The 26,205-nt window shown below is 67.0% G+C and carries 20 protein-coding genes and 1 riboswitch; of the genes, 10 read left to right on the top strand and 10 right to left on the bottom strand.

Annotation, left to right across the window (positions count from 1 at the left end; translation table 11 throughout):
• Positions 1 to 23: 23 nt before the first annotated feature.
• The 3 genes from AB4059_RS14830 to bioD form a co-directional block, all read right to left on the bottom strand.
• Positions 24 to 3,167: a multidrug efflux RND transporter permease subunit gene (locus tag AB4059_RS14830; RefSeq protein WP_498979934.1), complete on the bottom strand. Its 3,144-nt coding sequence runs from the start codon at positions 3,165 to 3,167 to the stop codon at positions 24 to 26.
• A gap of 6 nt (positions 3,168 to 3,173) precedes the next feature.
• Positions 3,174 to 4,352, bottom strand: a complete 1,179-nt coding sequence (locus AB4059_RS14825; RefSeq protein ID WP_498979933.1) for an efflux RND transporter periplasmic adaptor subunit — start codon at positions 4,350 to 4,352, stop codon at positions 3,174 to 3,176.
• A gap of 133 nt (positions 4,353 to 4,485) precedes the next feature.
• Positions 4,486 to 5,178: a dethiobiotin synthase gene (gene bioD / locus AB4059_RS14820; RefSeq protein WP_498979931.1), complete on the bottom strand. Its 693-nt coding sequence runs from the start codon at positions 5,176 to 5,178 to the stop codon at positions 4,486 to 4,488.
• Positions 5,179 to 5,239: 61 nt separating this feature from the next.
• Between bioD and AB4059_RS14815 the strand changes: the two genes are divergently transcribed.
• From AB4059_RS14815 to btuB, 3 genes are all read left to right on the top strand, one after another.
• Positions 5,240 to 5,722, top strand: a complete 483-nt coding sequence (locus AB4059_RS14815) for a GAF domain-containing protein (protein WP_498979930.1) — start codon at positions 5,240 to 5,242, stop codon at positions 5,720 to 5,722.
• A complete protein-coding gene (locus AB4059_RS14810; protein ID WP_498962692.1) occupies positions 5,719 to 6,096 on the top strand; it encodes a TfoX/Sxy family protein in 378 nt (125 codons plus the stop codon). Before AB4059_RS14815 ends, AB4059_RS14810 begins: the two co-directional genes overlap by 4 nt.
• 34 nt (positions 6,097 to 6,130) lie before the next feature.
• Positions 6,131 to 6,363, top strand: a riboswitch (cobalamin riboswitch).
• Positions 6,364 to 6,486: 123 nt separating this feature from the next.
• A complete protein-coding gene (gene btuB / locus AB4059_RS14805) occupies positions 6,487 to 8,373 on the top strand; it encodes a TonB-dependent vitamin B12 receptor (RefSeq protein ID WP_498979928.1) in 1,887 nt (628 codons plus the stop codon).
• A 69-nt stretch (positions 8,374 to 8,442) separates the two neighbouring features.
• On the opposite strand, the gene AB4059_RS14800 is transcribed toward btuB, so the two are convergent.
• From AB4059_RS14800 to glmS, 3 genes are all read right to left on the bottom strand, one after another.
• Positions 8,443 to 10,173 carry a S8 family peptidase gene (locus AB4059_RS14800; protein WP_498979926.1) on the bottom strand — a complete coding sequence of 577 codons (1,731 nt, stop codon included), beginning with the start codon at positions 10,171 to 10,173 and terminating at the stop codon, positions 8,443 to 8,445.
• A gap of 11 nt (positions 10,174 to 10,184) precedes the next feature.
• On the bottom strand, positions 10,185 to 11,960 hold the full coding sequence (locus tag AB4059_RS14795) for a YadA-like family protein (RefSeq protein ID WP_498979924.1): 1,776 nt from the start codon (positions 11,958 to 11,960) through the stop codon (positions 10,185 to 10,187).
• Between the two features lie 165 nt (positions 11,961 to 12,125).
• Entirely contained in the window at positions 12,126 to 13,964 is a 1,839-nt protein-coding gene (gene glmS, locus AB4059_RS14790) for a glutamine--fructose-6-phosphate transaminase (isomerizing) (protein ID WP_498979923.1), read from the bottom strand.
• Between the two features lie 222 nt (positions 13,965 to 14,186).
• Between glmS and AB4059_RS14785 the strand changes: the two genes are divergently transcribed.
• The 6 genes from AB4059_RS14785 (at position 14,187) to AB4059_RS14760 (ending at position 21,613) form a co-directional block, all read left to right on the top strand.
• Positions 14,187 to 15,494, top strand: coding sequence for an efflux RND transporter periplasmic adaptor subunit (locus AB4059_RS14785; protein ID WP_498979922.1), 1,308 nt, complete (start codon positions 14,187 to 14,189; stop codon positions 15,492 to 15,494).
• 71 nt (positions 15,495 to 15,565) lie between these two features.
• Entirely contained in the window at positions 15,566 to 16,285 is a 720-nt protein-coding gene (locus AB4059_RS14780) for an ABC transporter ATP-binding protein (protein WP_498962704.1), read from the top strand.
• 13 nt (positions 16,286 to 16,298) lie between these two features.
• The gene (locus tag AB4059_RS14775) at positions 16,299 to 17,618 is read left to right on the top strand and encodes an ABC transporter permease (protein ID WP_498979921.1); all 1,320 of its coding nucleotides are present in this window, start codon (positions 16,299 to 16,301) and stop codon (positions 17,616 to 17,618) included.
• A gap of 10 nt (positions 17,619 to 17,628) precedes the next feature.
• A complete protein-coding gene (locus tag AB4059_RS14770) occupies positions 17,629 to 18,858 on the top strand; it encodes an ABC transporter permease (RefSeq protein ID WP_498980066.1) in 1,230 nt (409 codons plus the stop codon).
• 90 nt (positions 18,859 to 18,948) lie between these two features.
• Positions 18,949 to 20,292: a sigma-54-dependent transcriptional regulator gene (locus tag AB4059_RS14765; protein WP_498979920.1), complete on the top strand. Its 1,344-nt coding sequence runs from the start codon at positions 18,949 to 18,951 to the stop codon at positions 20,290 to 20,292.
• A 10-nt stretch (positions 20,293 to 20,302) separates the two neighbouring features.
• Positions 20,303 to 21,613 carry a sensor histidine kinase gene (locus tag AB4059_RS14760; protein ID WP_498979918.1) on the top strand — a complete coding sequence of 437 codons (1,311 nt, stop codon included), beginning with the start codon at positions 20,303 to 20,305 and terminating at the stop codon, positions 21,611 to 21,613.
• A 6-nt stretch (positions 21,614 to 21,619) separates the two neighbouring features.
• On the opposite strand, the gene AB4059_RS14755 is transcribed toward AB4059_RS14760, so the two are convergent.
• A complete protein-coding gene (locus AB4059_RS14755) occupies positions 21,620 to 22,285 on the bottom strand; it encodes a hypothetical protein (protein WP_498979917.1) in 666 nt (221 codons plus the stop codon).
• Positions 22,286 to 22,457: 172 nt separating this feature from the next.
• A complete protein-coding gene (glmU, locus tag AB4059_RS14750) occupies positions 22,458 to 23,828 on the bottom strand; it encodes a bifunctional UDP-N-acetylglucosamine diphosphorylase/glucosamine-1-phosphate N-acetyltransferase GlmU (protein WP_498979915.1) in 1,371 nt (456 codons plus the stop codon).
• Between the two features lie 85 nt (positions 23,829 to 23,913).
• Between glmU and AB4059_RS14745 the strand changes: the two genes are divergently transcribed.
• Entirely contained in the window at positions 23,914 to 24,297 is a 384-nt protein-coding gene (locus AB4059_RS14745; protein ID WP_498962720.1) for a GtrA family protein, read from the top strand.
• Between the two features lie 59 nt (positions 24,298 to 24,356).
• On the opposite strand, the gene AB4059_RS14740 is transcribed toward AB4059_RS14745, so the two are convergent.
• Positions 24,357 to 24,782: a F0F1 ATP synthase subunit epsilon gene (locus tag AB4059_RS14740; RefSeq protein ID WP_498962722.1), complete on the bottom strand. Its 426-nt coding sequence runs from the start codon at positions 24,780 to 24,782 to the stop codon at positions 24,357 to 24,359.
• A gap of 12 nt (positions 24,783 to 24,794) precedes the next feature.
• The gene (atpD, locus tag AB4059_RS14735; RefSeq protein WP_498979913.1) at positions 24,795 to 26,198 is read right to left on the bottom strand and encodes a F0F1 ATP synthase subunit beta; all 1,404 of its coding nucleotides are present in this window, start codon (positions 26,196 to 26,198) and stop codon (positions 24,795 to 24,797) included.
• Positions 26,199 to 26,205 lie beyond the last annotated feature (7 nt).

Genomic DNA, 26,205 nt, shown 5'->3' with positions numbered 1-26,205 from the left:
GTTGGCCGGGGTTTTTCGTTGCGTCAAACGTCGTCCAGGTGCTGCGTGATCTTCGGCGGCTCGTCCATCTTGTCGCCCAGCGCGCGGCGCACGATCGCGTAGAACACCGGGATGAAGAGCAGGCCGAGGAAGGTGGCCGCGAGCATGCCGCCGATGACGCCGGTGCCGATCGCGTGCCGCGCATTCGCACCCGCGCCGGTGGAGATGGCCAGCGGCAACACGCCCATGATGAAGGCCAGCGAGGTCATCAGGATCGGGCGCAGTCGCAGCTTCGCCGCTTCGACGACGGCGATGCCCAGCGGCTTGCCTTCGTTGCGTTCCTGGATCGCGAACTCGACGATCAGGATCGCGTTCTTCGCCGCCAGGCCGATGACCGTGATCAGGCCGATCTTGAAGTAGATGTCGTTCGGCAGGCCGCGCATCATCGACAAGGCCACCGCACCGAGCACGCCGACCGGCACGACCAGCAGCACCGCCACCGGCACCGACCAGCTTTCGTACAACGCGGCCAGGCACAGGAAGACCACGACGATCGACAGGATCATCAACATCGTGGTCTGGCTGCCGGACAGGATTTCCTGGTGCGACTGGCCTGCCCAGTCGTAGCCGAAGCCGGTGGGCAATTGCGTGTCGACGATCTTCTGCATCGAACTCATCGCTTCGCCGGAGCTGTGGCCCGGCGACTGCGAGCCGACGATTTCCACCGCCGCGAAGCCGTTGTAGCGCGTGAGCGTCGGCTCGGCGACTTCCCACTTCGCCTTCACCAGGTTCGAAAGCGGAATCATCGTCGGCAAGCCGTTGGCCTGTTTGTCCGGCGAGGGCGTGTAGAAATGCGACAGCGACTCCGGCCCCGTGCGATACGCCGAATCGGCCTGCATGTGCACGCGCTTGACGCGCCCGCCCTGCACGAAGTCGTTGACGTAGACCGGCGCGAGCATCAACTGGATCGCACTGTAGATATCGCCGACCGACAGGCCCATCGCTTCGGCCTGCACGCGATCGACGTCGAGTTTCAATTGCGGCGAAGGCGCCAGCGAATTCGGACGCACGCCGACCAGCGCCTTGTCCTCGCCGGCCTTCTGCAACAGCGTGCCCATCGCGGCGTTGAGCGCGTCGCGACCCTGGCCCGCGCGATCCTGCAGGTACATGTCGAAGCCGCCGAACTGGCCCAGGCCGTTCACCGTCGGCAGGTTCATCACGAAGATCTGCGCGTCGCGGATCGGATACAGCGCGCCATTGGCCTTCGCGATGAACTCCGTCGCGGTGATCTTGCGCTGGTCCCACGGCTTGAGCTTGATGAACGCCATGCCGACGTTCTCGCCCTGGCCGATGAAGCTGAAACCCGACACCTGCATCATGCCGTCGAAGCCTTCCAGCTTCGAGACCGCCGGACGCATCTGGTCGAACACCTCGTTCGTCCGACGCAGCGTCGAACCCGGCGGCAGCTGCACGATCGCGAACGCGTAGCCCTGGTCTTCCTCGGGAAGGAAGCTGCCGGGCATGCGCCAGAACAGGAACGCGCACCCCGCGGCCAGGATCAGGAACACCACCATCCACCGCGGCGCATGGCGCACCGCGCTGCCGATGTGGCGCACGTAGGTGTTGCCCATCCTTCCGTAGTACTTGTTGAACACGCGGAAGATCGGATTGCGGCTTTCGTGCTGCGTGCTCGGCTTGAGCAGGCTGGCGCACAGCGCCGGCGTGAAGCCCAGCGCGAGGAAGGCCGAGAACATCATCGCCATCGCGATGGTCAGCGCGAACTGCTTGTACACCGCGCCGGCCGAACCGGTCTGCAGCGCGCTGGGGATGAAGACCGCCGCCAGCACGATCGTGATCGCGATGACCGCGCCGGTGATCTGGTGCATCGCCTTGCGCGTGGCTTCCTTCGGCGACAGGCCCTCCTCGGTCATGATGCGTTCGACGTTCTCGATCACCACGATCGCGTCGTCGACCACGATGCCGATCGCCAGCACCATGCCGAACAGGCTCAGCTGGTTGATCGTGAAGCCGAGCACGTACATGCCCAGGAACGTGCCGAGCAGCGCGACCGGGATGACCAGCGTCGGGATCAGCGTGGCGCGCAGGTTCTGCAGGAACAGCAGCATCACCAGGAACACCAGGACCATCGCTTCGGCGAGCGTCTTGATCACCTCGTCCACCGAGATGCGCACGAAGTCCGAGGTGTCGTAGGGCGAGAACCACTCCACGCCCTTCGGGAAGCTCGGCTGCAACTGCGCCATGCGCGCCTTGACGGCGGCCGCCACGGCGAGCGCATTTTCGCCCGGGCCCAGCAGCACCGCGAACGCGGCCGTCGGCTGGTCGTTCCACTTCAGGTCGAAGCCGTGCGCTTCGCCGGAGATCTCGATGCGCGCGACGTCCTTCAGGCGCACCGCCGCGCCGCTGGGCGTGGTGCGCAGCAGGATCTGTTCGAACTCTTCGGGATGCGAGAAGCGCCCTTCGGCCGACACCGGCGCGGTGAACATCTGCGTTTCCGGCGACGGCTCGCCACCGACCTGGCCGGCGGAGAACTGCACGTTCTGCCCGCGCACCGCGGCCAGCACGTCGGTCGCCGACAGGCCGTAGGCGTTGAGCTTGTCCGGGTTGAGCCAGATGTTCATCGCGTACTGGCCGCCGAACAACTGCGTGCTGCCCACGCCCGGCACGCGCGCGACCTGGTCGAGCACGTTGGAGGCGATCAGGTCGGACAGCTCGTCGCGGTTGATGTGCGGGTCGTTGGACTTCAGCGCGACGACCAGCAGGAAGCCGCTGTTGGACTTCGACACGGTGACGCCTTGCTGCACCACGTCTTCAGGCAAGCGCGGCGTGGCCTGCGAGACCTTGTTCTGCACCTGCATCTGCGCAGTGTCGGGATTGGTGCCCGGCTTGAAGGTCAGGTTGAGCGAGGCGCTGCCATCGGAACCGGACGAGGCGCTGAAATAGTCCAGGTTGTCGATGCCGGTGAGCTGTTGCTCGATGATCTGCGTCACCGCGCGTTCGACCGTCTCGGCGCTCGCGCCCGGATAGAACGCATTCACGCCCACCTGCGGCGGCGCGATGTTCGGATACGACTCCACGCCCAGGCCGCGGATCGAGAGCACGCCGGCGATCACGATCATGATCGCGATCACCCAGGCGAAGACCGGATGGTTGATGAAATAACGGGACATGGTCGGTCAGCCCTGCGGTTGCGCGGCGGGGGCGGCGTTGTCGGCTTCCTGCTTGGCCGGCGTCCACGGCACGGCCTTCGCGGGCGCGCCGGGCTGCACGCGTTGCAGGCCCGAAACGATCACCTGGTCGCCCGGCGCAACGCCGGAACCAACGACCCAGTCCGCGCCTTCCTGGCGTTGCGTGGCCACGTTCTTGCGCGCGACCTTGCCGTCCTTGCCCACCACCATCACGTAGGAGCCCTGCACGTCGCGCTGCATCGCGATCGCGGGCACGCGATAGGCGTTGTTCTGGATGCCGAGCGTGGCGCGCACGGTGACGAACGTGCCCGGCAACAACAGGTGTTCGGGATTCGGCACGCGCGCGCGCAGCGCGACCGCGCCGGTCGAGGGATCCACCGTATCGGCGCTGAAATCCAGCGTGCCGTCGTGCTTGTACGGCGAACCATCGGGCAACAGCACCTGCACCTTGCGCGTGCCGGTGGTGTTGGCCTGGCGCACCTGCGTGAGTTCATCCACGCTCATGGAGAAGTCGACGTACATCTGGTCGATCTGGTCGACGGTGGTCAGCAGCGTGGCGTCGGCCTGGCCGACGAGCGCGCCTTCGGTCACTTGCTGCTTGCCGGCGCGGCCGTTGATCGGCGAACGCACCGAGGCATAGCCCAGGTTGATGCGTGCCGCTGCGACCGACGCCTTCGCCGACTGCAACGCGGCGGAGGCCGAGCGTTCGGCGGCGAGCGCATTGTCCAGATCGGATTGCGAAATGAATTTCTGCGGCGCGAGGTTGCGCGCGCGCGAGGCGGCGGCGCGGGCGTTGGCGTAGTTGGCTTCGGCGGAGGCCTGCGATGCGACGGCCTGTCCGAGCGCGGCCTGCAGCGGCGCAGGATCGATGACGAACAGCAGCTGGCCTTCCTTCACGTCGCTGCCTTCTTCGTACACGCGGCGCTGCAGCACGCCGGGCACGCGCGCACGCACGTCGGCGCTGCGATACGCGGCCAGGCGGCCGACGAGGTCCTTCACCAGCGGCACGGAGGCCGGACGCACGGTGACCACGCCGACTTCCGGCGGAGGCATGTTGCCGCCCGCTGCATTCGCGTCGTCCTTGCCGCACGCGGCGACCAGGATCGTGAGTGCGAGCACGCCCGCGATGCGGGCGTTCGTGGCGTTGCTTCCAAGCTTGCGGGCCATGCGCGGTGCCTCTTCTTCCGTTTTCTGTACGCGAGAGTTTACCTTGCGCGCCGGGGCACGGAACCCCTGTCGTTCGTCACCCGTCCGCGCGGAACAATCCGAATTGGTTGCGAATGCAACCGCGCGGCGGCCTTCAACGCGCGATCGGCGGCCACTGCAGGTGTTTCGACATGCGGGCGGGCACGGGCACCGTCACATGCGGCAGCACGCCCCAGCACGGCGCGGGCAGGCGCGCGGCGAGCAGCGCGAGATTGTCCTGCGCGCGCGCCATGTCGGGGTCGATCGCGGTTCCGATCCATCCCGCGAGGCGGCAGCCATCGGCGGCGATGGCGCGCGCCGTGAGGTAGGCATGGTTCAGGCAACCCAGCCGCAGACCGACGACGAGCACGACGGGAAGCTCGAGCGCGCGCACCAGATCGGCCTGCATCAGCTCGGTCGCGAGCGGCGCCATCCATCCGCCGACGCCTTCGACGACGACGCAGTCGGCTTGCGCGCGCAACCGTTCGTGCGCATCGAGGATCGGTTGCAGCGTCACGGTGATGCCCGCATCGCGCGCGGCGAGTTCGGGCGCGAGCGGATGCTCGAGCGCGAAGGGATTGATGTCTTCGTAAGGCACCGCGAACGCACTCGCGTGTTGCAACGCCAGTGCGTCTTCGTTGCGCCACGCACCGTCGATGCGTTCGCAGCCGCTCGCCAACGGCTTCATGCCGACCGCACGCACGCCCGCATCGCGCATCGCGTGAAGCAACGCGGTACTCGCGAGCGTCTTGCCAACGCCGGTGTCGGTGCCGGTGACGAATACGCCGTTCACAGGAGGCCCCTTCATCGCGACGCAGCGTCGCGGCCACGGCGCCATGGTAACGCCGTCGCGCTGGTAGACTCCGGGGATGTTCACCGCCTCCACGCTGTCCGGCAGCAAGCCGGAGCGATACGCCCAGCTCGCCGAACAGGCGCGCGCCCTGCTCCACGGCGAGCCCGACCGCATCGCGAATGCGGCCAATCTCTCGGCGCTGGTCTACCACGCGCTGCCGCAGCTGAACTGGGCCGGTTTCTATTTCTTCGACGGCACCGAACTGGTCGTCGGCCCCTTCCAGGGGCTGCCCGCGTGCGTGCGCATTCCGCTCGACAAGGGCGTGTGCGGCGCGGCGGCGAGCACGCGCAAGACCCAACTCGTCGAAGACGTGCACGCATTCCCCGGCCACATCGCCTGCGATGCGGCCTCGCGTTCGGAACTGGTGGTACCGCTGGTCCGCAACGGCACGCTCGTCGGCGTTTTGGACCTCGACAGTCCGGTTCCCGCGCGTTTCGACGTTGAAGATCAACAGGGGATCGAAGCGATTGCCCGCCTGTTCGAGGAATCCTTGGGTTGAGCACCGCCAAGCTGCGCAACATCGGTCCGAAATCCGCCGCCTGGCTGCGCCAGGTGGGCCTGCGCTCGCGCGAGGATCTCGAAGCGGTGGGCGCGGTCGATGCGTTCATGCGGGTCAAGCGCGCCGGCTTCCGGCCGAGCCTCAACCTGCTCTACGCACTGGAAGGCGCGTTGCTCGATTGCCACTGGCAGGAAGTGCCTGAAGCGCGTCGCAGCGAACTGGTGAATGCCGCCGAGGCTGCCACGGCCCTGCTGCCGCCGCCGCGCAACCGCCCGGCCGCATCGCCCGTCACCACCACGCAGATGGCCGATACCGAAGACGCCGCGCCGGCCTTCAATCTGTTCGACGAGCCCGCCGGGCACGAAGCGGACTGACACGCGGTCCTTCCGCGCCCGCGGCACCACGGTTACACTCCCCGCCGCTTGAGGTGACCCGCGGACGCTCGTCCAAGGGTTGAAACGGGAAGCCGGTGCCCGATCGCATTGCGCGATCGCATTCCGGCGCTGCCCCCGCAACGGTAAGCACGCAAGGCCAACGCATCCGCCACTGTGCACGCGCACGGGAAGGCGCCGCGGCCGGGTCGCCCTTCGCACGGCGACCAGCGCGCAAGCCCGGAGACCGGCCTCGATGCAGACCTGGTTGCGATGCGGAGGGCATCGCGGCGGCAGCGCCGTCGCACGCGCCTCCGCTGTGTTTCCCCTCTCCATGACGCGACTCCTTGCGAACCCAAGGCGCGCGGGCGTGCGCGCCGGAGACTCCAATCCATGTCACGCAACACCCTCGCCGCCGCCGTCGCGGTGGCTCTGCTGTCCCTGCCTGCATTCGCGCTCGCGCAATCGGACGATGCGCAACGCCTCGACACGGTGCTCGTCACCGGCACGCGCACCGCGGTGACCGTCGATGAGTCCTTGTCCGCCGTCGAAGTCATCGATCGCGCCGAAATCGAACGCACGCAGGCGCAGTCCGTGCAGGACCTGCTGCGTGGCCGCGCAGGCATCAACCTCGTCAACCAGGGCGGCGCGGGCAAACTCACCACGTTGTTCCTGCGTGGCACCGAATCGGACCAGACGCTGTTCCTGATCGACGGCGTGCGCGTGGGCTCCTCCACCTCGGGCCTCACCGCGCTGCAGGATTTGCCGGTCGAACTGATCGAGCGCATCGAAATCGTGCGCGGCCCGCGCTCGAGCCTCTATGGCTCCGATGCGATCGGCGGCGTCATCCAGATTTTCACCCGCCAGCCGAAGAACGGCGGCGTGCGTCCGCGTTTCAAGCTCGGCGCCGGCAGCAACGATCTGCGCGAATTGAGCGCGGGCCTCGACATCGGATTCGACCGCGCGTGGTTCGGCGCCGATTACAGCCACCAGTCAACGGAAGGCCACAACTCCTGCACCGGCGCGACGACGCCGGAGTTCGCCGGTTGCTTCATGGACACGCCCGATCCGGACGACGATGGTTACGAAAGCAACGCGGTGTCCGTGCGCGCGGGCGTGCGCCCCGTCGATGGCCTGACCATCGACATGCATGCGCTGCGCAACGAAGGCCGCAACGAAATCGACGCCGACCCGATGTTCGGCTTGGGCGACGTGTCGAACACCACGCAGCAGGTGGTCGGCGGCAAGGCGCGTTGGGAAGTCGGGCCCGCGACGCTCATGCTGACCGGCGGCAGCAACCTGGATCGTTCGCTGCAGACGCGCGACGACGCGTTCACCGACTTCTTCGAAAGCCGGCGCGACAGCGCTTCGTTCCAGGCGGACTTCAAGGTGGCCGACAAGCAGCTGGCGACGGTCGGTTACGACTGGCAGCGCGACAAGGCCTTCGCGAAGGATCTGTTCGGCACGCTGGTGTCGCCGGAAGACGGCGCGCTGCGCCAGGATCGCGCGGTGTTCGCGCAATACCAGGCTGCCTTCGGTGCGCAGGACGTGCAGGCGAGCGTGCGTCGCGACGACAACGAACAATTCGGCGGCCACACGACCGGCAGCCTGGCGTGGGGCATGGACCTGGGTGCGGGCTTCCGCCTCACCGCGAATGCGGGCACCGCGTTCAAGGCGCCGACGTTCAACGAACTGTATTTCCCGTTCTACGGCAATCCGGACTTGCTGCCGGAGACCTCGGACACGTTCGAGGTCGGCGTCGGCCAGCGCCGTGCGACCTGGCATTGGGACGTGCACGCGTACCAGACGCGCGTCGACGATCTGATCGTTTACGACTCCAGCATCTTCGTCGCGAACAACCTGGAGCAGGCGCGCATCCGCGGCGGCGAGTTGACCGGCGGATTCTCGCTCGATGCCTGGAACTTCAGCGGCGCGGCGAGCTACGTGGATCCGCGGAACCGCAGCAACGGCGACAACTTCGACAAGGTGTTGCCGCGTCGCGCGCGTTCGAGCGGGCGCGTGGATGTCGATCGCGCGTTCGGCGATTTCTCGGTGGGCGCCACATGGATGGCCGAAGGGCGTCGCTTCGAGAACGTCGCCAATTCGCTGGAACTGGGCGGATATTCGACGTTCGACCTGCGCGCGCAATGGGCGATCACGCAAACCTGGACCCTGCAGGCGCGCGCGAGCAACGTGTTCGACCACGACTACGAAACGGCCGCGTATTACCCGCAGCCGGGCCGCGAGTTCGGCGTTACGGTGCGCTACTCGGCGAAGTGATGGGCATTTCGATCACCTGACGTGCGGCGGGCGGGGCGCGCCGGTCTTGCGACCGACGCGCCCGCCGATTCATTCCACCGTGGCGCGCAACTGCATTCCACTGAATCCCTTCGCCCCATGCGCGGCGACGTAATATGCGCCCGCCGCCGGCGCATCGATGACGACGATGCCGTTGTTGCCCGGGCGCACGGAGTGCACGTCGTGCATCGCGGGTGAGGCGTGACCGTCGCGACGCACGTACAGATCCGCATCGCCGGTGCCGCCGTAGCTGCGCAGCGTCAGGCGAGACGCGCCCTCCGGCACGTCGACGATGAAGTGCCGTGACTGCGCCTGCATCGCGTGGATGTGCATCGTCGGCCCGTACAGATCCAGTTTCATCGGCGCCGGCAACGGCGGTTCACCGAGGATCGCGGCCTGCACCGCCATGCCGGCGTCGACGATGCCGGCCCCAATCGGCTTGTCGACCTGCACCGGAAACATGCGCGCCGTCTCGGCGATCAGCGTTGCGATCTTCGCCGGTGCATGCGGCGAGGGCGCGGCGGCCTGCATCATCGCGACGATGGCGGCGACATGCGGCGCCGCCATCGACGTGCCGACATTCCCGGCGATCGCCGGCCCTTCGGGACCTTCCATTCCCATGTTGAACGTGGACCAGATGAACCCGTACGGCATCCAATCCTCGCCGCTGGCGTTGTCGTCACGGAAACGCCCCCCGCCGGGCGCGGAAACGCTGACGCCGATGCCATGGTTGGAGTAGTACGCGCGCTTTCCGGTCAACCCGTTCGCCCCTACGACGATGACGTTCTTGCAGTTGGCCGGTGCCAGGCCCGCGACGTCGCCATTGTTGTTGCCCGCGGCGACCACGACCGTCGTGCCACGCGCGACGGCACCGTCGATCGCCTCTTGCATGAACGGCTCGCAAGCGGTCCTTCCGCCCAGACTGAGATTGATCACTTCGGCGGGCGTCGCGTTGTCCGGGACCCCTTCGACAGTCCCGCCCGACGCCCACGTCACGGCATCGGCGATGTCCGACATGTATCCGCCGCAATGACCCAGCACGCGGATCGGCAGCACCTTCGCGCGATACGCCATGCCGGCGATGCCGATGCCGTTGTTGGTCACCGCCGCGATCGTCCCCGACACGTGCGTGCCGTGCCAGCTGCTGGGTCTGGCCGAGCATTTCCCCTGATACGGCGGCACATGCGTCCAGTCGCCGGGATCCCAGCCGCCCGGGCTACGTGCAGCGTCCGGGCGCCCCGAGATGAATGCATCGGTGATGAAGTCGTAGCCGGCGCCTTGGACGATGTTCGCGTCGAGGTCCGGATGCGCGGTGATGCCCGTGTCGATCACGGCGACGACGATGCCCTCGCCCGTCGCGCCTTGCGCCCACGCGGCCGGCGCATCGACGCCGCCGAGCGGATTGTAGAGGTCGGACTGGAAGCGTGAATATGTGCGGCCATTGACGGCGTTGAATCCCTCATACCACGGATCGTCGACGACACCGGTGTGCTGCAGCAGCGGATCGCGCAGGGCGTATTGCACGTCGGGGTTCGCCGACAGGCGCGCGACCAATGCATCGGCGTCGCCTTGCTCGATGCGCAGGACGTGCGCCCCGTTGGCGAGGCGGTAGACGAGTTGCGATTCGGGTGCGAGCGTCCGCAATGCGCTTGTGTGGTCCGCGCGTGCGAGACCGCGCTCGTTGAACTTCACCACCACGCGGCCCGCCGGATCGAAGGCGAGCGCAGCGTTGGCGGCACAGAATGCAGACAGCGCGAACGCGAAACGAAGGGTGTTTTTCATTTGCCGTCTCCTCAAAGGTCGATGCCGAAGCCGATGCCTGCCGATTGATCGTCGCTGCTGAAGGCCCCGCCGAGGCTGACCGACACGCGATCGGAAATGTTGCGCGCGTAGCCGACGGACAACGCGCTTTCCCCGTTCTGCCAACCCGCGCCCGCGGCGAGCCGGCCGCGATCGCTGCGCCCCTGGGCCGCATTGATCGCCATGCTGGACATCGCGGCGGACATCGCACCGATGCGATCGATGCGGTCGTCCTGCCGATCGACGCGATCGCTCAGATCGATGAATTGATCGGACAAGGCCTGCACGCGCTGGTCGGTGTAGGCACGCGCTTCGTTGAGCGTGGACGCTTGGGCGGCCTGCATCTGCCGGAGGTTCACCCCGTCGGTCGCGGCGACCGCGTCGTCGACGTGCACGACGCGACGCTCCGAGCCTGCAGCGCCCATGGAGACGGTGCCGGTCTCGTGCGCGACCGACCCTTGACCCAATGCGGCGGCGCCGTCGACCGCGCTGCTGCCGACGCCGATGGCCGTGCCTTCGCCCGTGCCGACACCGGGCGTTGTCGGCGATGTAATCGGCAACTTGCCGAACGCCGCTTCCAACGCATCCATGCGCGATTGCAAGCCGCCGAGGCCGGAACCGATCGAGCCATCCAGGCCCGCGATCGCCTCGTCGAGTTGCGCCTTGATGACGACGTCATTGGCTTCCGTGCCTGCGGCGACATTGACGATCTGCCGGAAGATCGGCCCGTGCGCGTTCCTGTCCTCGTCCAACCAGGTCCCCGAGGAACCCATCGATACGGTGTTCGCACGCAGCGACTGCGATCCATGGCCGATGGCGACGCTCCCGTCCGCACGCGCATCCGAGAAGGCGCCCAGCGCCGTGCTACGCGCATTCATTGCGCGCGCATATGCGCCAAAGGCCGACGTGTCGGCATCCCGGCCGAAGGCGTGATTGCCGAAGGCCGACGCGTGCTCCGAGATCGCCGCAGCTTCGGCACCGACCGCCGTGGCCTTGAACGCCGCACGTGCGTTCGCGCCGACGGCGACCGCCACGATGTCCGCGACGCTGCGGATACCGAGTGCGACCGCAAGATCGCCGGCACGCGCAAACGTGCCGACTGCCGTGCCATCGTGCCTCGCGTAGGCGCTGTAGCCGAGCGCCGTCGTGTTGAAGCCGTCCGCGAGGCTCGCCCCGCCATACGCCGTGGCACCGCCCCCGGTGCCCTTGCTCCTGTACCCGACGACCGTGTTGTACATGCCCTCGGCCACCGTGTCGGAACCGATGGCGACGCTCGCCGTGCCCTGGTTGAGCACGTTGCGGCCGATCGCGACACTCAGCGGATACAGCGCAAGTGCGTGATGCCCGATCGCGACACTCGATTCGCCATGCGCCTCGGCGTGTCGACCGAATGCGATGGAGGCATTGCCGAGCGCGACGCTGCTCGTACCGAAGGCCATCGCATACAACCCGAGCGCAGCACTGTCGGTACCGAAGGCAAGCGCGCCCTCCTGGTCCGCCATTGCGTTGTAACCGAACGCGATGCTGCCGGCGCCGCCCGCGCGGCTCCATTCACCGATGGCGATGGCGTGGTCGCCCGACGCTTCGCTCTCGTCGCCGATTTCGATCGCGCCTGCACCGGGCGTGGCCGATTGAACGGTGAAGTCGTGCGCGGCGACTTGCGCAACCACGTCCTCGCGCTGCGCGTCGACCGGCGTGGTCGCGCCCGCGGTTCCCGCCCCCAACAGCGCGCACATCGCGCCGATCCCTACGGCCCACTTCGCTTGCATGGTAGCCCCTCACACGGCGCCGGTGCCGACGATCGGCATCACGAACGACGCACGCTCGGGACCATGCTGGGCGCAGTCCGGACCACGGCGTAAGCAGTGCCGAGCGCCGTCGGGGTGAGGAATTTGCCTGCGAAACGCGAGACGCCGCGGAAGCGGCGCGCGCGATTATTCGACGGTGACCGACTTCGCCAGGTTGCGCGGCTTGTCGACATCCGTCCCGCGCGCGAGTGCTGCGTGGTAGGCCAGCAACTGCACGGGGATGGCATGCACGATCGGCGACAACACGCCGACATGGCGCGGCGTGCGGATGACGTGCACGGCTTCGGATTCGCCGAACTGGCTGTCGGCGTCGGCGAAGACGAACATCTCGCCGCCGCGCGCACGCACTTCCTGGATGTTCGACTTCACCTTTTCCAGCAGGCTGTCGTTGGGGGCGATCACCACCACGGGCATCGCGCTGTCCACCAGCGCGAGCGGGCCATGCTTGAGTTCGCCCGCCGGGTAGGCCTCGGCGTGGATGTACGAGATTTCCTTGAGCTTGAGCGCGCCTTCGAGCGCGATCGGATAGTGCATGCCGCGCCCGAGGAACAAGGCGTGCTGCTTGCCCGCGAACTTCTCCGCCCACGCCACGATCTGCGGCTCCAGGTTCAGCGCGTGCTGCACGCTGCCGGGCAATTGGCGCAAGGCATCCAGGTGCGCCTGCTCACGCTCGGCGTCGAGCTTGCCGCGCAACTTGGCGAGCGTGCAGGTCAGCGTGAACAAGGCGACGAGCTGCGTGGTGAACGCCTTCGTGGAAGCGACGCCGATTTCCGCGCCGGCGCGCGTGTAGTACACCAGCTTGCTGGCGCGCGGGATCGCGCTTTCGGGCACGTTGCAGATCGACAACGTGCGTTCGTGGCCGAGGTTCTTGGCGTACTTGAGCGCTTCCATCGTGTCGAGCGTTTCGCCCGACTGCGAGATGGTGACGACCAGCTGCCTGGGATTGGCCACCACTTCGCGATAGCGATATTCGCTGGCGATGTCGACCGCGCACGGAATGCCAACGATCGATTCGATCCAGTAGCGCGCGACCAGGCCGGCGTAGTAGCTGGTGCCGCACGCGAGGATCTGCACGGCCTCGACATCGCGCATGACGTCTTCGGCCTGCGCGCCGAACAGGGACGCGGAGAAGCCGTTGTTGTCGATCACCGCTTCGATGGTGTCGGCCACCGCGCGCGGCTGCTCGTGGATTTCCTTCTGCATGAAGTGGCGATACGGGCCGAGCTCCAGCGAAGCGAGCGACACGTCGGACACATGCACGTCGCGCTCGACCGGCGCACCGGTGGCGTCGAACACTTTCACGCTTTCGCGCGTGAGTTCGGCGGTGTCGCCTTCTTCCAGGAAGATCACGCGGCGCGTGGAGGAGACGATCGCCGAGACGTCGGAGGCCACGAAGTTCTCGCCTTCGCCCAGGCCCACCAGCAGCGGGCAACCCATGCGCGCGGCGACCATGATGTCCGGATCGCGCTTGTCGATCACGGCGATCGCGTAGGCGCCATGCAGTTCCTTCACCGCCTTCTGCAGCGCGTGCAGCAGCGATTCGCCCTGCGCGCGGTAGTGGTGGACCAGGTGCGCGATGACTTCGGTGTCGGTCTGCGATTCGAACTGATAACCGAGCTTGCGCAGGCGTTCGCGCTGCTGCTCGTGGTTTTCGATGATGCCGTTGTGCACCAGCGCCAGTTCGCCGTGGCTCACGTGCGGATGCGCGTTGCCCTCGGTGACGCCGCCGTGCGTGGCCCAGCGCGTGTGGCCGATGCCCAGGCGCGAGGAGAAATGTTCGGCCTGCGCGGCCGCTTCCATTTCCGACACGCGCCCGGTGCGGCGCACGCGGCGCACGTCGCCGGCCTTCGCATCGACCACGGCGATGCCCGCCGAGTCGTAACCGCGATATTCCAGCCGCTTGAGGCCTTCGATGAGGACCGGAACCACATCGCGATCCGCGATCGCGCCGACGATGCCGCACATAGAGGTGTTCGACTCCTGCAGAAGGTCCACAGTCTAGTGGACGCGTGAAGATGTGACCGGGGCGCTGCCGCAACCGATGAGCTGCGGACACTGTCCGCCGGACGGTGTGGTGTCCGCGTGGACACCCGGACAGTGGGGTCCTCGCCCTTTGGAATCAATGGCTTGGCGTTGGCATGTTTCGTGCGACTCAGCACGTAGTCACTTTGCGAGCCCCTCCGCCCCATGGCCATCCGCGACACCTCCGGACAGGATCGTCCGCTCTCTCCTCCCCCCGCCCACGCCGTCGGCGGTTCTTCGTCGCGCCGCTTGCCGAAGATCAAGCGGTCCTGGCTGATCGCCGGTGGCGCGGGCCTGGGCTTGTTGTTGCTCGCCGGTTGGGTGGCCTCCGGTTGGAGCGCGGGCAATCGTTCCGTCGACGCCTCGCGCGTGCGCATCGCGCAAGTCACGCGCGGCGACTTGGTGCGCGACATCTCGGCCGACGGCCGTGTCATCGCCGCCAACAGCCCGGTGCTCTACGCGATCGCCGGCGGCACGGTCACGCTCAAGGTCGTCGCCGGCGACCAGGTGAAAAAGGGCCAGGCCCTCGCCGAAATCGACAGCCCGGAGTTGCGCAGCAAGCTCGCGCAGGAAGAAGCCACGCTCGCGAGCCTGGAAGCAGAAGCCGGCCGCGCCGCGCTGGATGCGCAACTCTCGCGTGCCAATGCGCGCAAGGCGCTGGATGAGGCGCAGATCGTGCGCCAGGCCGCGGTGCGCGACCTGGAGCGTTACCAGCGCGCGTTCGAAGGCGGCGCGGTCGCGCAGGTCGACGTGGCCAAGGCGCAGGACACGCTCAAGAGCGCCGACATCGGCCTGGCGCACGCCAAGGGCGACGTGGGCCTGTCGGGCAAGGGCGCCACGCTCGATACGCAGAACAAGCGCTTGCTCGCCGATCGCCAGCGCGCGGTCGTCGTCGAAATGCAGCGCCAGGTCGCCGCGCTCACGCTGCGCGCGCCCTTCGATGGCCAGGTCGGCCAGGTGCAGGTGGCGCAGCGTGCGAACGTCGCGCAGAACGCGCCGGTGCTGAGCGTGGTCGACCTCACCGAATTCGAAGTCGAGATCCGCATCCCCGAAAGCTTCGCGCGCGACCTGGGCATCGGCATGCCCGCCGAAATCCGCAGCTCCGGCGGCGCGCCCTACGAAGCCCACGTGGCCGCGGTCTCCCCGGAAGTGGTCAATGGCGAGGTCACCAGCCGCCTGCGCTTCTCCGGCAAGCAACCGCCGGGCCTGCGCCAGAACCAGCGCCTGTCCGCCCGCATCGTGATGGATACGCGCAAGAACGTGCTGCAGGTCGAACGCGGCCCGTTCGTCGACGAAGGCGGCGGCAACAGCGCATGGGTGATGGACGGCGACACCGCCGTCAAGAAGCCCGTGCGCCTGGGCGCCAGCAGCATCAGCGCGGTGGAAATCATCGACGGCGTCAAGGAAGGCGACCGCATCGTGGTCTCGGGCGCCGACCAGTTCGGCGACGGCGAACGCATCGCCATCAACTGATTCGCACACCCAACGCAACCCTTTTACTTCCCCAAGCATCCACGCACGAACCCCAGAGAAGGAACACCGTCATGCTCGACATGCGCCAGGTCACCAAGGTCTACCGCACCGAACTCGTCGAAACCCACGCGCTGCGTTCGCTGGACCTGCACGTGCGCGAAGGCGAATTCGTCGCCGTCACCGGCCCGTCGGGCTCGGGCAAGACGACCTTCCTCAACATCGCGGGCCTGCTGGAAACCTTCACCGGGGGCGAGTACCACCTGGACGGCCACGACGTGCGCGGCATGTCCGACGACCAGCGCAGCAAGCTGCGCAACCAGAAGATCGGCTTCATCTTCCAGTCCTTCAACCTGATTCCCGACCTCAACCTGTTCGACAACGTCGACGTGCCGCTGCGCTATCGCGGCATGACCGCCGCCGACCGCAAGGCACGCATCGAAGATGCCCTCTCGCGCGTCGGCCTGGGCTCGCGCATGAAGCATTACCCGGCCGAACTCTCGGGCGGCCAGCAGCAGCGTGCCGCGATCGCGCGCGCGCTCGCCGGTTCGCCGCGCCTGCTGCTCGCCGACGAACCGACCGGCAACCTGGATTCGCAGATGGCGCGCGGCGTGCTGGAACTGCTCGAGGAAATCAACGCGGCCGGCACCACCATCGTGATGGTCACGCACGATCCCGAACTGGCCGCGCGCGCGCAGCGCAACGTGCACATCGTCGACGGCATGGCGACGGACCTGTCCGTCGAACCGAGCCTGACCCGCGTCGCCGCCGCTTCGCTCGCCGAAACGCCGTAAGAGGGCCGCCCGCATGTTCGCCTACTACTTCGACCTCGCATTGCGCAGTTTCCGGCGCAACCGCGTCCTCACCGCACTGATGGTGCTGGCGATCGCGCTGGGCATCGGCGCGAGCATGACCACGCTCACCGTCTTCCACGTGCTCTCCGGCGATCCGATTCCGCAGAAGAGCGCGATGCTCTTCACCCCGCAGCTGGATCCGCAGAGCATGGACGGCTACACGCCGGGCGAAGAGCCCGACGACCAGCTCACGCGTTACGACGCCGAGCAACTCCTGCGCGAAGCCAAGGGCGATCGCCAGGCGCTGATGACCGGCGGCGGCGTGGCCGTGCAGCCGGACAAGCAGGGCCTGGCGCCGTTCGGCCTGGACGCGCGTTACGTCTCGGCGGATTTCTTCCCGATGTTCGAACCGACCTTCATCGCCGGCAACGGATGGAGCAAGGCGCAGGACGACGGGCACGACCGCGTCACGGTGATCACGCGCAAGCTCGCCGAAAAGCTGTACGGCACCGTGCAGGCGGTCGGCAAGACGCTGCGCATGGACGGCAGCGACTTCCGCGTCGTCGGCGTGATGGAAGACTACCGCCCGAAGCCGAAGTTCTACGACCTCAACTCCGATCGCTACGGCGAAGCCGAACAGATCTACCTGCCCTTCTCCACCTCGCGCGATCTCAAGATGGGCCGCAACGGGTCGATGGATTGCTGGGACGACCACAAGGACGGCGCAGACGATCCGGAAGGCGAAACCGGCGTCAACTCGCCGTGCACCTGGATGCAGTACTGGGTGCAGCTGGACACGCCGGAAAAGGCGGAAGCGTACAAGCGCTATCTCACCAACTATTCCGACCAGCAGCATGCGGCGGGCCGTTACCAGCGCCCGACCAACGTGCGCCTGCGCAGCGTCATGGAGTGGCTGGACTATCGCAAGGTCGTTCCGAGCGACGTGCGCCTGCAGGTGTGGCTGGCCTTCGGTTTCCTCGCCGTGTGCCTGCTCAACACCGTCGGTTTGCTGCTCGCCAAGTTCCTGCGTCGTTCCAGTGAGATCGGCGTGCGTCGCGCGCTCGGTGCCTCGCGTCGCGCGATCTTCGCGCAGTGCCTGGTCGAAGCGGGCACGGTCGGCCTCGCCGGCGGTGTGCTCGGCCTCGGTCTGGCGATGCTCGGCCTGTGGGCCGTGCGCCAGCAACCGGTCGGCTATGCGGATCTTGCGCACCTGGATCCGACGATGTTTCTCGTGACCTTCGCGCTCGCCATCCTCGCCAGCGTGCTCGCCGGGCTCGTGCCCGCGTGGCATGCGTGCCAGGTGACGCCCGCCGTCCAACTCAAGTCGCAGTGAGGGCATGACCATGGAACTCCGTCCCATTCTTTCCACGCTGCGCCGGCACAAGACCGCCGCCTCGCTGATCGTGCTGGAGATCGCGCTGAGCTGCGCCATCATCTGCAACGCGCTGTTCCTGATCAGTGGGCGACTGGAAGCGATCAACCGCGTCAGCGGCTTCGACGAAACGCACATCGTGCGCGTGCAGCTGGGTGGCATCGGCACCGACGACAACGCCGGTTCGCTGACGCAGACCGACCTGGCCGCGCTGCGCACGCTGCCCGGCGTCAAGAACGCGACCGTCACCAACCAGGTGCCGTTCAACAACAGCTCCTGGAACAGCGGCGTCAACCTGACCAAGGAACAGACGCACCAGAACCTCAACGCCACCGTCTACATGGGCGACGTGCAATTCCTCGACACGATGGGCCTGAAGCTCGTCGCCGGCCGCAACTTCACCGCCGACGACATCGTGACCTGGGAGGACATGGACAAGCCCAACAGCAAGGTGCAGCCGCACGCGGCGATCCTCACGCGGCAGACGGCCGAGAAGCTGTGGCCGGGCGAAAACCCGATCGGCAAGCAGTACTACAGCTGGGGCGACGAGCCCACGCGCGTGGTGGGCATCGTCGAACACATGGTGCGCCCGAACAACAACGGCGGCTTCGGTGAGTTCGAATATTCGCAGCTGCTCCCGGTGCGCGTGCCCTACACGGTCGGCGGCAACTACATGCTCCGCATCGACGATCCGAACCAGCGCCAGGCGACGCTGGATGCCGCGGAAAAGATGCTGCTGAAGAACGCCAACAACCGCCTGATCGTCGAAAAGAAGACGATGGAAGAGATGCGCCACGACTTCTTCCGCGGCGATCGCGCGATGGCGTGGATGCTCGGCAGCGTGTGCATCGCGCTGTTGATCGTCACCGCGCTCGGCATCGTCGGCCTGGCCAGCTTCTGGGTGCAGCAACGCACGCGCCAGATCGGCGTGCGCCGTGCGCTCGGCGCGACGAAGGGCCAGATCCTGCGCTACTTCCAGACCGAGAACTTCCTGCTCGCCACGCTCGGCATCTGCATCGGCATGGTGATGGCCTTCGGCATCAACCAGTTGTTGATGGGCAAGTACGAGCTGCCGCGCCTGCCGTTGATGTACCTGCCGGTCGGTGCCGTCGTGCTCTGGCTGCTCGGACAGATCTCGGTGTTCGGCCCCGCGCGGAAAGCCGCCGCGGTGCCGCCGGCGGTGGCCACCCGCTCGGTCTGACCCCGCGACAATCGGGTTTCCCGGCCTCCCACGGGCCATGGGGGCCGCACCGGATGCGGTGCGGCCCCTTTCTTTCGGTACGCTTGCGCCATGCCCACGATCCTGGTCATCGACGACAACCCCGCAGTGGCGATGGCGCTGGAAACGCTGTTCTCGCTGCACGACATCGACACGCGCTCGGTCACCACGCCGGACGAGGGCTTGAAGTTGCTCGCGCGCGAGCCGATCGACCTGGTCGTGCAGGACATGAACTTCCACGCCGACACGACCTCGGGCGAGGAAGGGGTCGCCCTGTTCGGTGCGATCCGCGAACGCCACCCCGACCTGCCCGTCATCCTGCTCACTGCGTGGACGCACCTGGAATCGGCGGTCGACCTGGTGAAAGCCGGCGCGGCCGATTACCTCGCCAAGCCCTGGGACGACCGCAAGCTGCTGGCGACGGTCAACAACCTGCTCGAACTGGCGGCCACGCGCGACGAGTTGCAACGCCATCGCAGCGGCGAACGCCGCCGGCGCGATGCGTTGCTGCGCGAACACGACCTGCGCGGCCTGGTCTTCGCCGACGCGGCGAGCGAAGCGACGCTGATGCTCGCCTGCCAGGTCGCGCGCTCCGATCTTCCCGTGTTGATCACCGGCCCCAACGGCACGGGCAAGGAGAAGTACGCCGAGATCATCCACGCCAATTCGAGCGTGCGGAACGGGCCGTTCGTCGCCGTCAATTGCGGCGCATTGCCCGGCGAGTTGATCGAAGCGGAGCTGTTCGGCGCCGACGCCGGCGCCTACACGGGCGCCAACAAGGCGCGCGAAGGCAAGTTCGAAGCCGCCGATGGCGGCACTCTGTTCCTCGATGAAATCGGCACGCTGCCGCTGGCCGGCCAGGTGAAATTGTTGCGCGTGCTGGAAACCGGCCGCTTCCAACGCCTGGGCAGCAACCGCGAGCGCGAGGTCAAAGTGCGCGTGATCAGCGCGACCAATGCCGACCTGGCCTCGCTCATCGTCGCGGCGCAATTCCGCGAAGACCTGTATTACCGACTCAATGCGATCGAGCTGAAGTTGTTGCCGCTCGCGCAGCGGCCCGACGACATCCTTCCTCTGGCGCGCCACTTCCTTCCCGCGGGCAAGCGCCTGGGCGCGGCGGCCGAACGCGCGCTGCGCGCCCACGCCTGGCCCGGCAACGTGCGCGAGTTGCGCAACACCCTGCAGCGCGCGGGCCTGCTTGCGCGCGAAGACGAACTCACGCCGACCGACCTGGGCCTGCAAGCACCACCGGTGGTCGCGCAAGGCACATCGACGAACGACGAACCCGACCGCGCCGCGATCGAATCCGCGCTCGAACGCGCCGGCGGCGTGCTCGCGCAGGCGGCCAGCGAATTGGGCATGTCGCGCCAGGCTTTGTATCGCCGGCTCGACCGCCTCGGCATCAAGCGCGACTGAAGGGCGCCCCGTGTCCTCCCGCCGACTGACGCTCAGCGTGACCTTCACGATCCTGGCCGCGGCCTATCTGCTGCTGACGGCGATCATCGCGGTGTTGCTGACGGCGGTGCTGAAGGAACCGTGGTGGGCCATCCTGATCGCGCCGGCCGTCTTGTTGCCCTTGCTGTACTACCACGTGCGCCGCGCATTCGCGCCGATGCGTTCCTTGTTCCGCGCACTGGCCGGCACGGTGGCGAGTTATCGCGACGGCGATTTCGGCTTCGGCCTGTCGTGGCATGCGAAGAACGAACTCGGCGATCTGGTCGATGCGCACAACGCCCTGGGCGATGCCCTGCGCGACCAGCGCCTGGCGCTCGTGCAACGCGAGTTGCTGCTCGACACGATGGTGCAGCACACGCCCGTGGCGATGGTGCTGGTCGATCCGCATCATCGCGTGGTGCACGGCAATCTCGCCGCGCGCAAATTGCTCGGCGATGGCAAGCGCGTCGAAGGCCGCTCGTTCGAGGACATCCTCGACCACGTGCCGGACGCCCTGCGCGAAGCCCTGCAACGCGGCGCCGACGGCATGTTCACCGTCGGCGACGACGAACACGAAGAGATCTACCACCTCTCGCGCCGTACGTTCCGCCTCAACGGCCGCAAGCACGAGTTGATCCTGCTGCGCCAGCTCACCGCCGAACTGCGCCGCCAGGAAGTGCAGACGTGGAAGAAGGTGATCCGCGTGATCAGCCACGAGTTGAACAATTCGCTGGCGCCGATCGCTTCGCTGGCGCATTCGGGCGCCGAGCTGGTTCGGCGCGGGCAGTACGAGCGTTTGCCGAACGCGCTGGCCACGATCGAAGATCGCGCGCGGCACCTGGAAGGCTTCATCCGCGATTACGCGCGTTTCGCCAAGTTGCCGGCACCGCGCGTGGAAGCGGTCGATTGGCAGCGCTTCATCGCGCAATTGCGATCGCAGGTGGAGTTCGTGTACGACGGCGCGGAAGCGTCGGGCGTCGGCCGCTTCGACGCCGCGCAACTGTCGCAGTGCCTGCTCAACCTGTTGAAGAACGCGCACGAATCCGGCTCGCCTTCCGGCGACGTCGCGCTCGCGCTCAAGCGCTTGCCCGACGCATGGCGCATCGAAGTGCTCGACCGCGGCACCGGCATGAACGAAGCGGTGCTCGCCAATGCGTTGTTGCCGTTCTATTCGACCAAGCGCCATGGCACCGGCCTGGGCCTGGCGCTTGCGCGCGAAATCGCCGAAGCGCACGGCGGCCGCATCGCCTTGCTCAACCGCCAGGGCGGCGGACTGTGCGTTGCGATGACGCTGCCGGCCTGACGGGAATCAGTCGGCGAACTTGACCATCAGGAACAAGCCCTGGCCGGTGTTGCTCAGGCGTCCCGAGGAGCCCAGGCCACACCACGTCTGATCCGTCGACACATCGTTCCAGCGCCACAGCGTGGGGACCGTGTCATGCCCGTTGTTGCCGTAGATCAGGCAATGCGACGGCCTGGACAAGGGCCTGAGCGGCGTGACATTCGTGTCGCCGCCGGGGAACCGGTCGAGGATCCACATCGCATACCCGTTGGTCGAGTCGCAGCGCGTCGAAGAAAAATGCACGGCGCGCGTCCCGGGCAAGGTTTGCAGGCACTGCCCGCTGCGCTTGTTCTTGAGGATGTAGGTGCGTTGGCCTTGCGAGGTGTAGGTGTTGGCGTCGATGACGGCGAACAGCGCCTGGCCATTGGCGACGAGCTGGGCCGCGCTGCTGAATCCGCAAACCTGCGCGCGCCCGCCGGGCTCATTCCAGAGATATCGAATCGGGCCGCCGTTGCCGTTGTTGCCCTGGATCAGGCACGCGCCTTTCGCAGGCTGGTTGTCGTGGCTCTGCATCGTCAGGGTGTAGTAGCCGGGCGTGATCGCACTTTGCGCCGCGGCGCGTTGCGGCAGTGCCGCGAGCAAGACCGCCATGGACAGGACCATCATGTGCGACGTCGTGCGCAAGGTCTGCATCGTTCGATCTCCGGCAGGGATGTTCCGGACATTGGATGCGATGTCCGGAACGCCCTGTAAGCCGATTGCGCTTCGAATCGCGGCGGCGTTTCGGCCGATGTGCTGCGAAAGCGGAGACTCAGCGCACGTACTTGAGCATAGGAACGCGGAACATTGGACCAGCGACGCGCGACTACTTCGGCTTCTTCACCGGTCGCTGCCAGCCATCGATCGCCTGCTGCTTGCCGCGCGCGATGGTGAGCTTTCCCTCGGGCGCGTCTTTCGTGATCACCGAACCGGCACCGATCGTCGCGTCCTTCCCGATCGCCACCGGCGCCACGAGCGCGCTGTTGGATCCGATGAACGCGCCGTCGTGGATCGTGGTGGTCGACTTGTTCGCGCCATCGTAGTTGCACGTGATCGTGCCGGCGCCGATGTTGACGCCCGCGCCGACGATGGCGTCGCCGAGATAAGTCAGGTGATTGGCCTTGCTGCCGACGCCGAGCTTGGCGTTCTTGGTCTCGACGAAGTTGCCGATGTGTACGCCGTCGGCGAGCACGGTGCCGGGGCGCAGGCGCGCGAACGGTCCGATCATCACCGCGCCTTCGGTGCGCGCACCGTCGAGATCGCAATGCGCGCGCACTTCGGTGCCCGCGGCCAGCGAGACATCCTTCAGGCGGCAGAACGGACCGATGCGTACACCATCGCCGAGCACGATGTTGCCCTCGAAGACGACATCGACGTCGATTTCGACATCGCGGCCGACCTGCACGTCGCCACGAATGTCGACACGCGCCGGATCGGCGAAGCGCACGCCTTCGACACACAGCGCACGCGCGGTGCGCAGCTGGAACGCGCGTTCGAGTTGGGCGAGCTGCCAGGGATCGTTCGCGCCTTCGGTCTCCAGCGGATCGTGCGCGAGGACGATTTCGGCCGCGCTGAATTCCGAAGTGGCTTCGCGGAAGACGTCGGTGAGGTAATACTCACCCTGTGCATTGTCGTTGGACACGCGCGCGAGCCAACGCTTGAGCGCCGTGGATTCCACCGCGATGACGCCGGTGTTGACCAGGCGGATCTGGCGTTCGTCGCTCGTCGCGTCCTTGTGCTCGACGATGGAGGCAACGCGCCCTTCGGCATCGCGCACGATGCGGCCGTAGCCCGACGGATCGGCGAGTTCGGCCGCGAGTACGGCGAGGCGGCCCGGCGTCGCGAGCAGCGGGCGCAAGGTTTCCGGCGTGATCAGCGGGACGTCGGCGTAAAGCACGAGCACTTGCGCACCGTCGGGCACGTTCGGCATCGCTTGCTGCACCGCGTGCGCGGTGCCGAGTTGTCTGGACTGTTCCGCCCATTGCAGGTCGGGCTGCGATGCGAAGGCCGCCTTCACCTGTTCGCCGCCGTGGCCGTAGACGACGTGGATGCCCGCGGGCGACAACGCGCGCGCGGCGGCGATGACCTGCGCCAGCATCGGCTTGCCGGCGATGCGGTGCAGCACCTTCGGCAGCGAGGAGCGCATGCGCTTGCCTTCGCCGGCGGCGAGGATGACGACGTGCAGGGGTGCGGGCATCTGGTCCGATCCGGGGAAACGTGTCGACGGATTCTAGCGGTGGTCGCTGCTAGGATGCGTCGGCCTTTCCTTCACGGACGAACGCATGACGCTGGGGCGGCACGCACGCGGGTACCTGATCATCGGCATCGTGCAGTGGCTGGTGGACTGGGGCGTCCTGGTCGCGCTGAGCGGCTGGGGCATGCCGGTCAAGCCGGCGAACGTGCTCGGCCGCGTCGCCGGCGCGTGCCTGGGCTACTGGCTCAATGGGAAATTGACCTTCAGCGGCGACGACACGGTCGTCGGTCGCAAGCAGCTCCTGCGCTTCGTGCTGATGTGGACCGGCACGACGATCGTCAGCACATGGTCGATGGGGATGATCGACCATCACCTGGGCTTGAAGTGGGCGTGGCTCGCCAAGCCGGGCGTCGAGGGCGTGCTCGGGGTGACGGGGTTTTTGCTCTCGCGGCACTGGGTCTACAAGAAGTAATCGCGCAAACGAAAAACGCCGGCGCAAGGCCGGCGTTTTCGTGAAGCTTGTCGACAAGCTCAGTGCTTGAGGTTCTTGCGCAAGCGTTCCAGCGCCTGCAACTGCGCGGTGACTTCCGCGAGCCGCGCCTGCGCTTCGGCGATTTCCATCGCTTCGCCACGGCGCGCCAGGACGCGCTCGGCTTCTTCCTTCGCGGCGCGAACCGCGGCTTCGTCGATGTCCTGCGCGCGCACCGCGGTGTCGGCGAGGACGGTGACGACCTGCGGCTGCACCTCGAGGATGCCGCCGGAGATGGCGAAGTCGAGCTTTTCGCCACCAGGCAGGGTCACGACGACCTTGCCCGGCTTGAGGCGCGTGATGAGCGGGGCGTGCTTCGGCGCGATGCCGAGCTCGCCCAACTCGCCGGTGGCGACGACCAGTTCGGCTTCGCCGCGGAAGATCTCGGCTTCGGCGCTCACGATGTCGCAGCGGATGGTGGATGCCATGCCAGGTGCTCCTTAGGCAGCGATCTTCTTGGCCTTCTCGATCGCTTCATCGATGGAGCCGACCATGTAGAAGGCCTGCTCGGGCAGGTGGTCGAGTTCACCGTCGACGATCATCTTGAAGCCGCGGATCGTGTCCTTCAGCGACACGTACTTGCCCGGCGAACCGGTGAACACTTCGGCCACGTGGAAGGGCTGCGAGAAGAAGCGCTCGATCTTGCGGGCGCGCGAGACGGCCTGCTTGTCTTCTTCCGACAGTTCGTCCATGCCGAGGATCGCGATGATGTCCTTGAGCTCCTTGTACTTCTGGAGCGTGGACTGCACGCGACGCGCGGTGTCGTAGTGTTCGTTGCCGATCACGTTCGGGTCGAGCTGGCGCGAGGTGGAGTCGAGCGGGTCGACCGCCGGGTAGATACCCAGCGAGGCGATGTTGCGCGAGAGCACGACGGTCGCGTCCAGATGCGCGAAGGTCGTCGCCGGCGACGGGTCGGTCAGGTCGTCCGCGGGGACGTAGACGGCCTGGATCGAGGTGATCGAACCGGTCTTGGTCGAGGTGATGCGTTCCTGCAGCACGCCCATTTCCTCGGCGAGCGTGGGCTGGTAGCCCACCGCCGACGGCATGCGGCCGAGCAGCGCCGACACTTCGGTGCCGGCCAGCGTGTAGCGGTAGATGTTGTCGACGAACAGCAGCACGTCGCGGCCTTCGTCGCGGAAGTACTCGGCCATCGTCAGGCCGGTGAGCGCCACGCGCAGGCGGTTGCCCGGCGGCTCGTTCATCTGGCCGTACACCATCGCGACCTTGGACTTCTCCGGCTCGGCCACGTTGACGACGCCCGACTCCTGCATCTCGTGATAGAAGTCGTTGCCTTCGCGGGTGCGCTCACCCACGCCGGCGAACACCGACAGGCCCGAGTGCTCGGTCGCGATGTTGTTGATCAACTCCATCATGTTGACCGTCTTGCCCACGCCGGCGCCGCCGAACAGGCCGACCTTGCCGCCCTTGGCGAACGGGCACATCAGGTCGATGACCTTGATGCCGGTTTCGAGCAGTTCGTTGCCCGCCGACTGTTCTTCGTACGACGGGGCCGCGCGGTGGATTTCCCACTGCGTGTCGGCCTTGACCGGACCGGCTTCGTCGATCGGCGAGCCGAGCACGTCCATGATGCGGCCCAGGGTGCCCTTGCCCACCGGCACGGAGATCGCGCGGCCGGTGTTGTCGGCGATCAGGTTGCGCTTCAGGCCGTCGGTCGAACCGAGGGCGATGGTGCGCACGATGCCGTCGCCGAGCTGCTGCTGCACTTCGAGCGTGATTTCGGTGTTCTGCACCTTCAGCGCGTCGTACACCTTCGGCACGCTCTCGCGCGGGAATTCGACGTCGACGACCGCGCCGATGATCTGAACGATCTTGCCCTGGTTCATAGCCATA

This window comes from Lysobacter sp. 2RAF19 (assembly GCF_052115395.1).
Classification (GTDB): domain Bacteria; phylum Pseudomonadota; class Gammaproteobacteria; order Xanthomonadales; family Xanthomonadaceae; genus Noviluteimonas.
The sequence above is the reverse complement of the archived record's forward strand: the minus strand, read 5'-3'. Positions and strand labels throughout refer to the sequence as shown.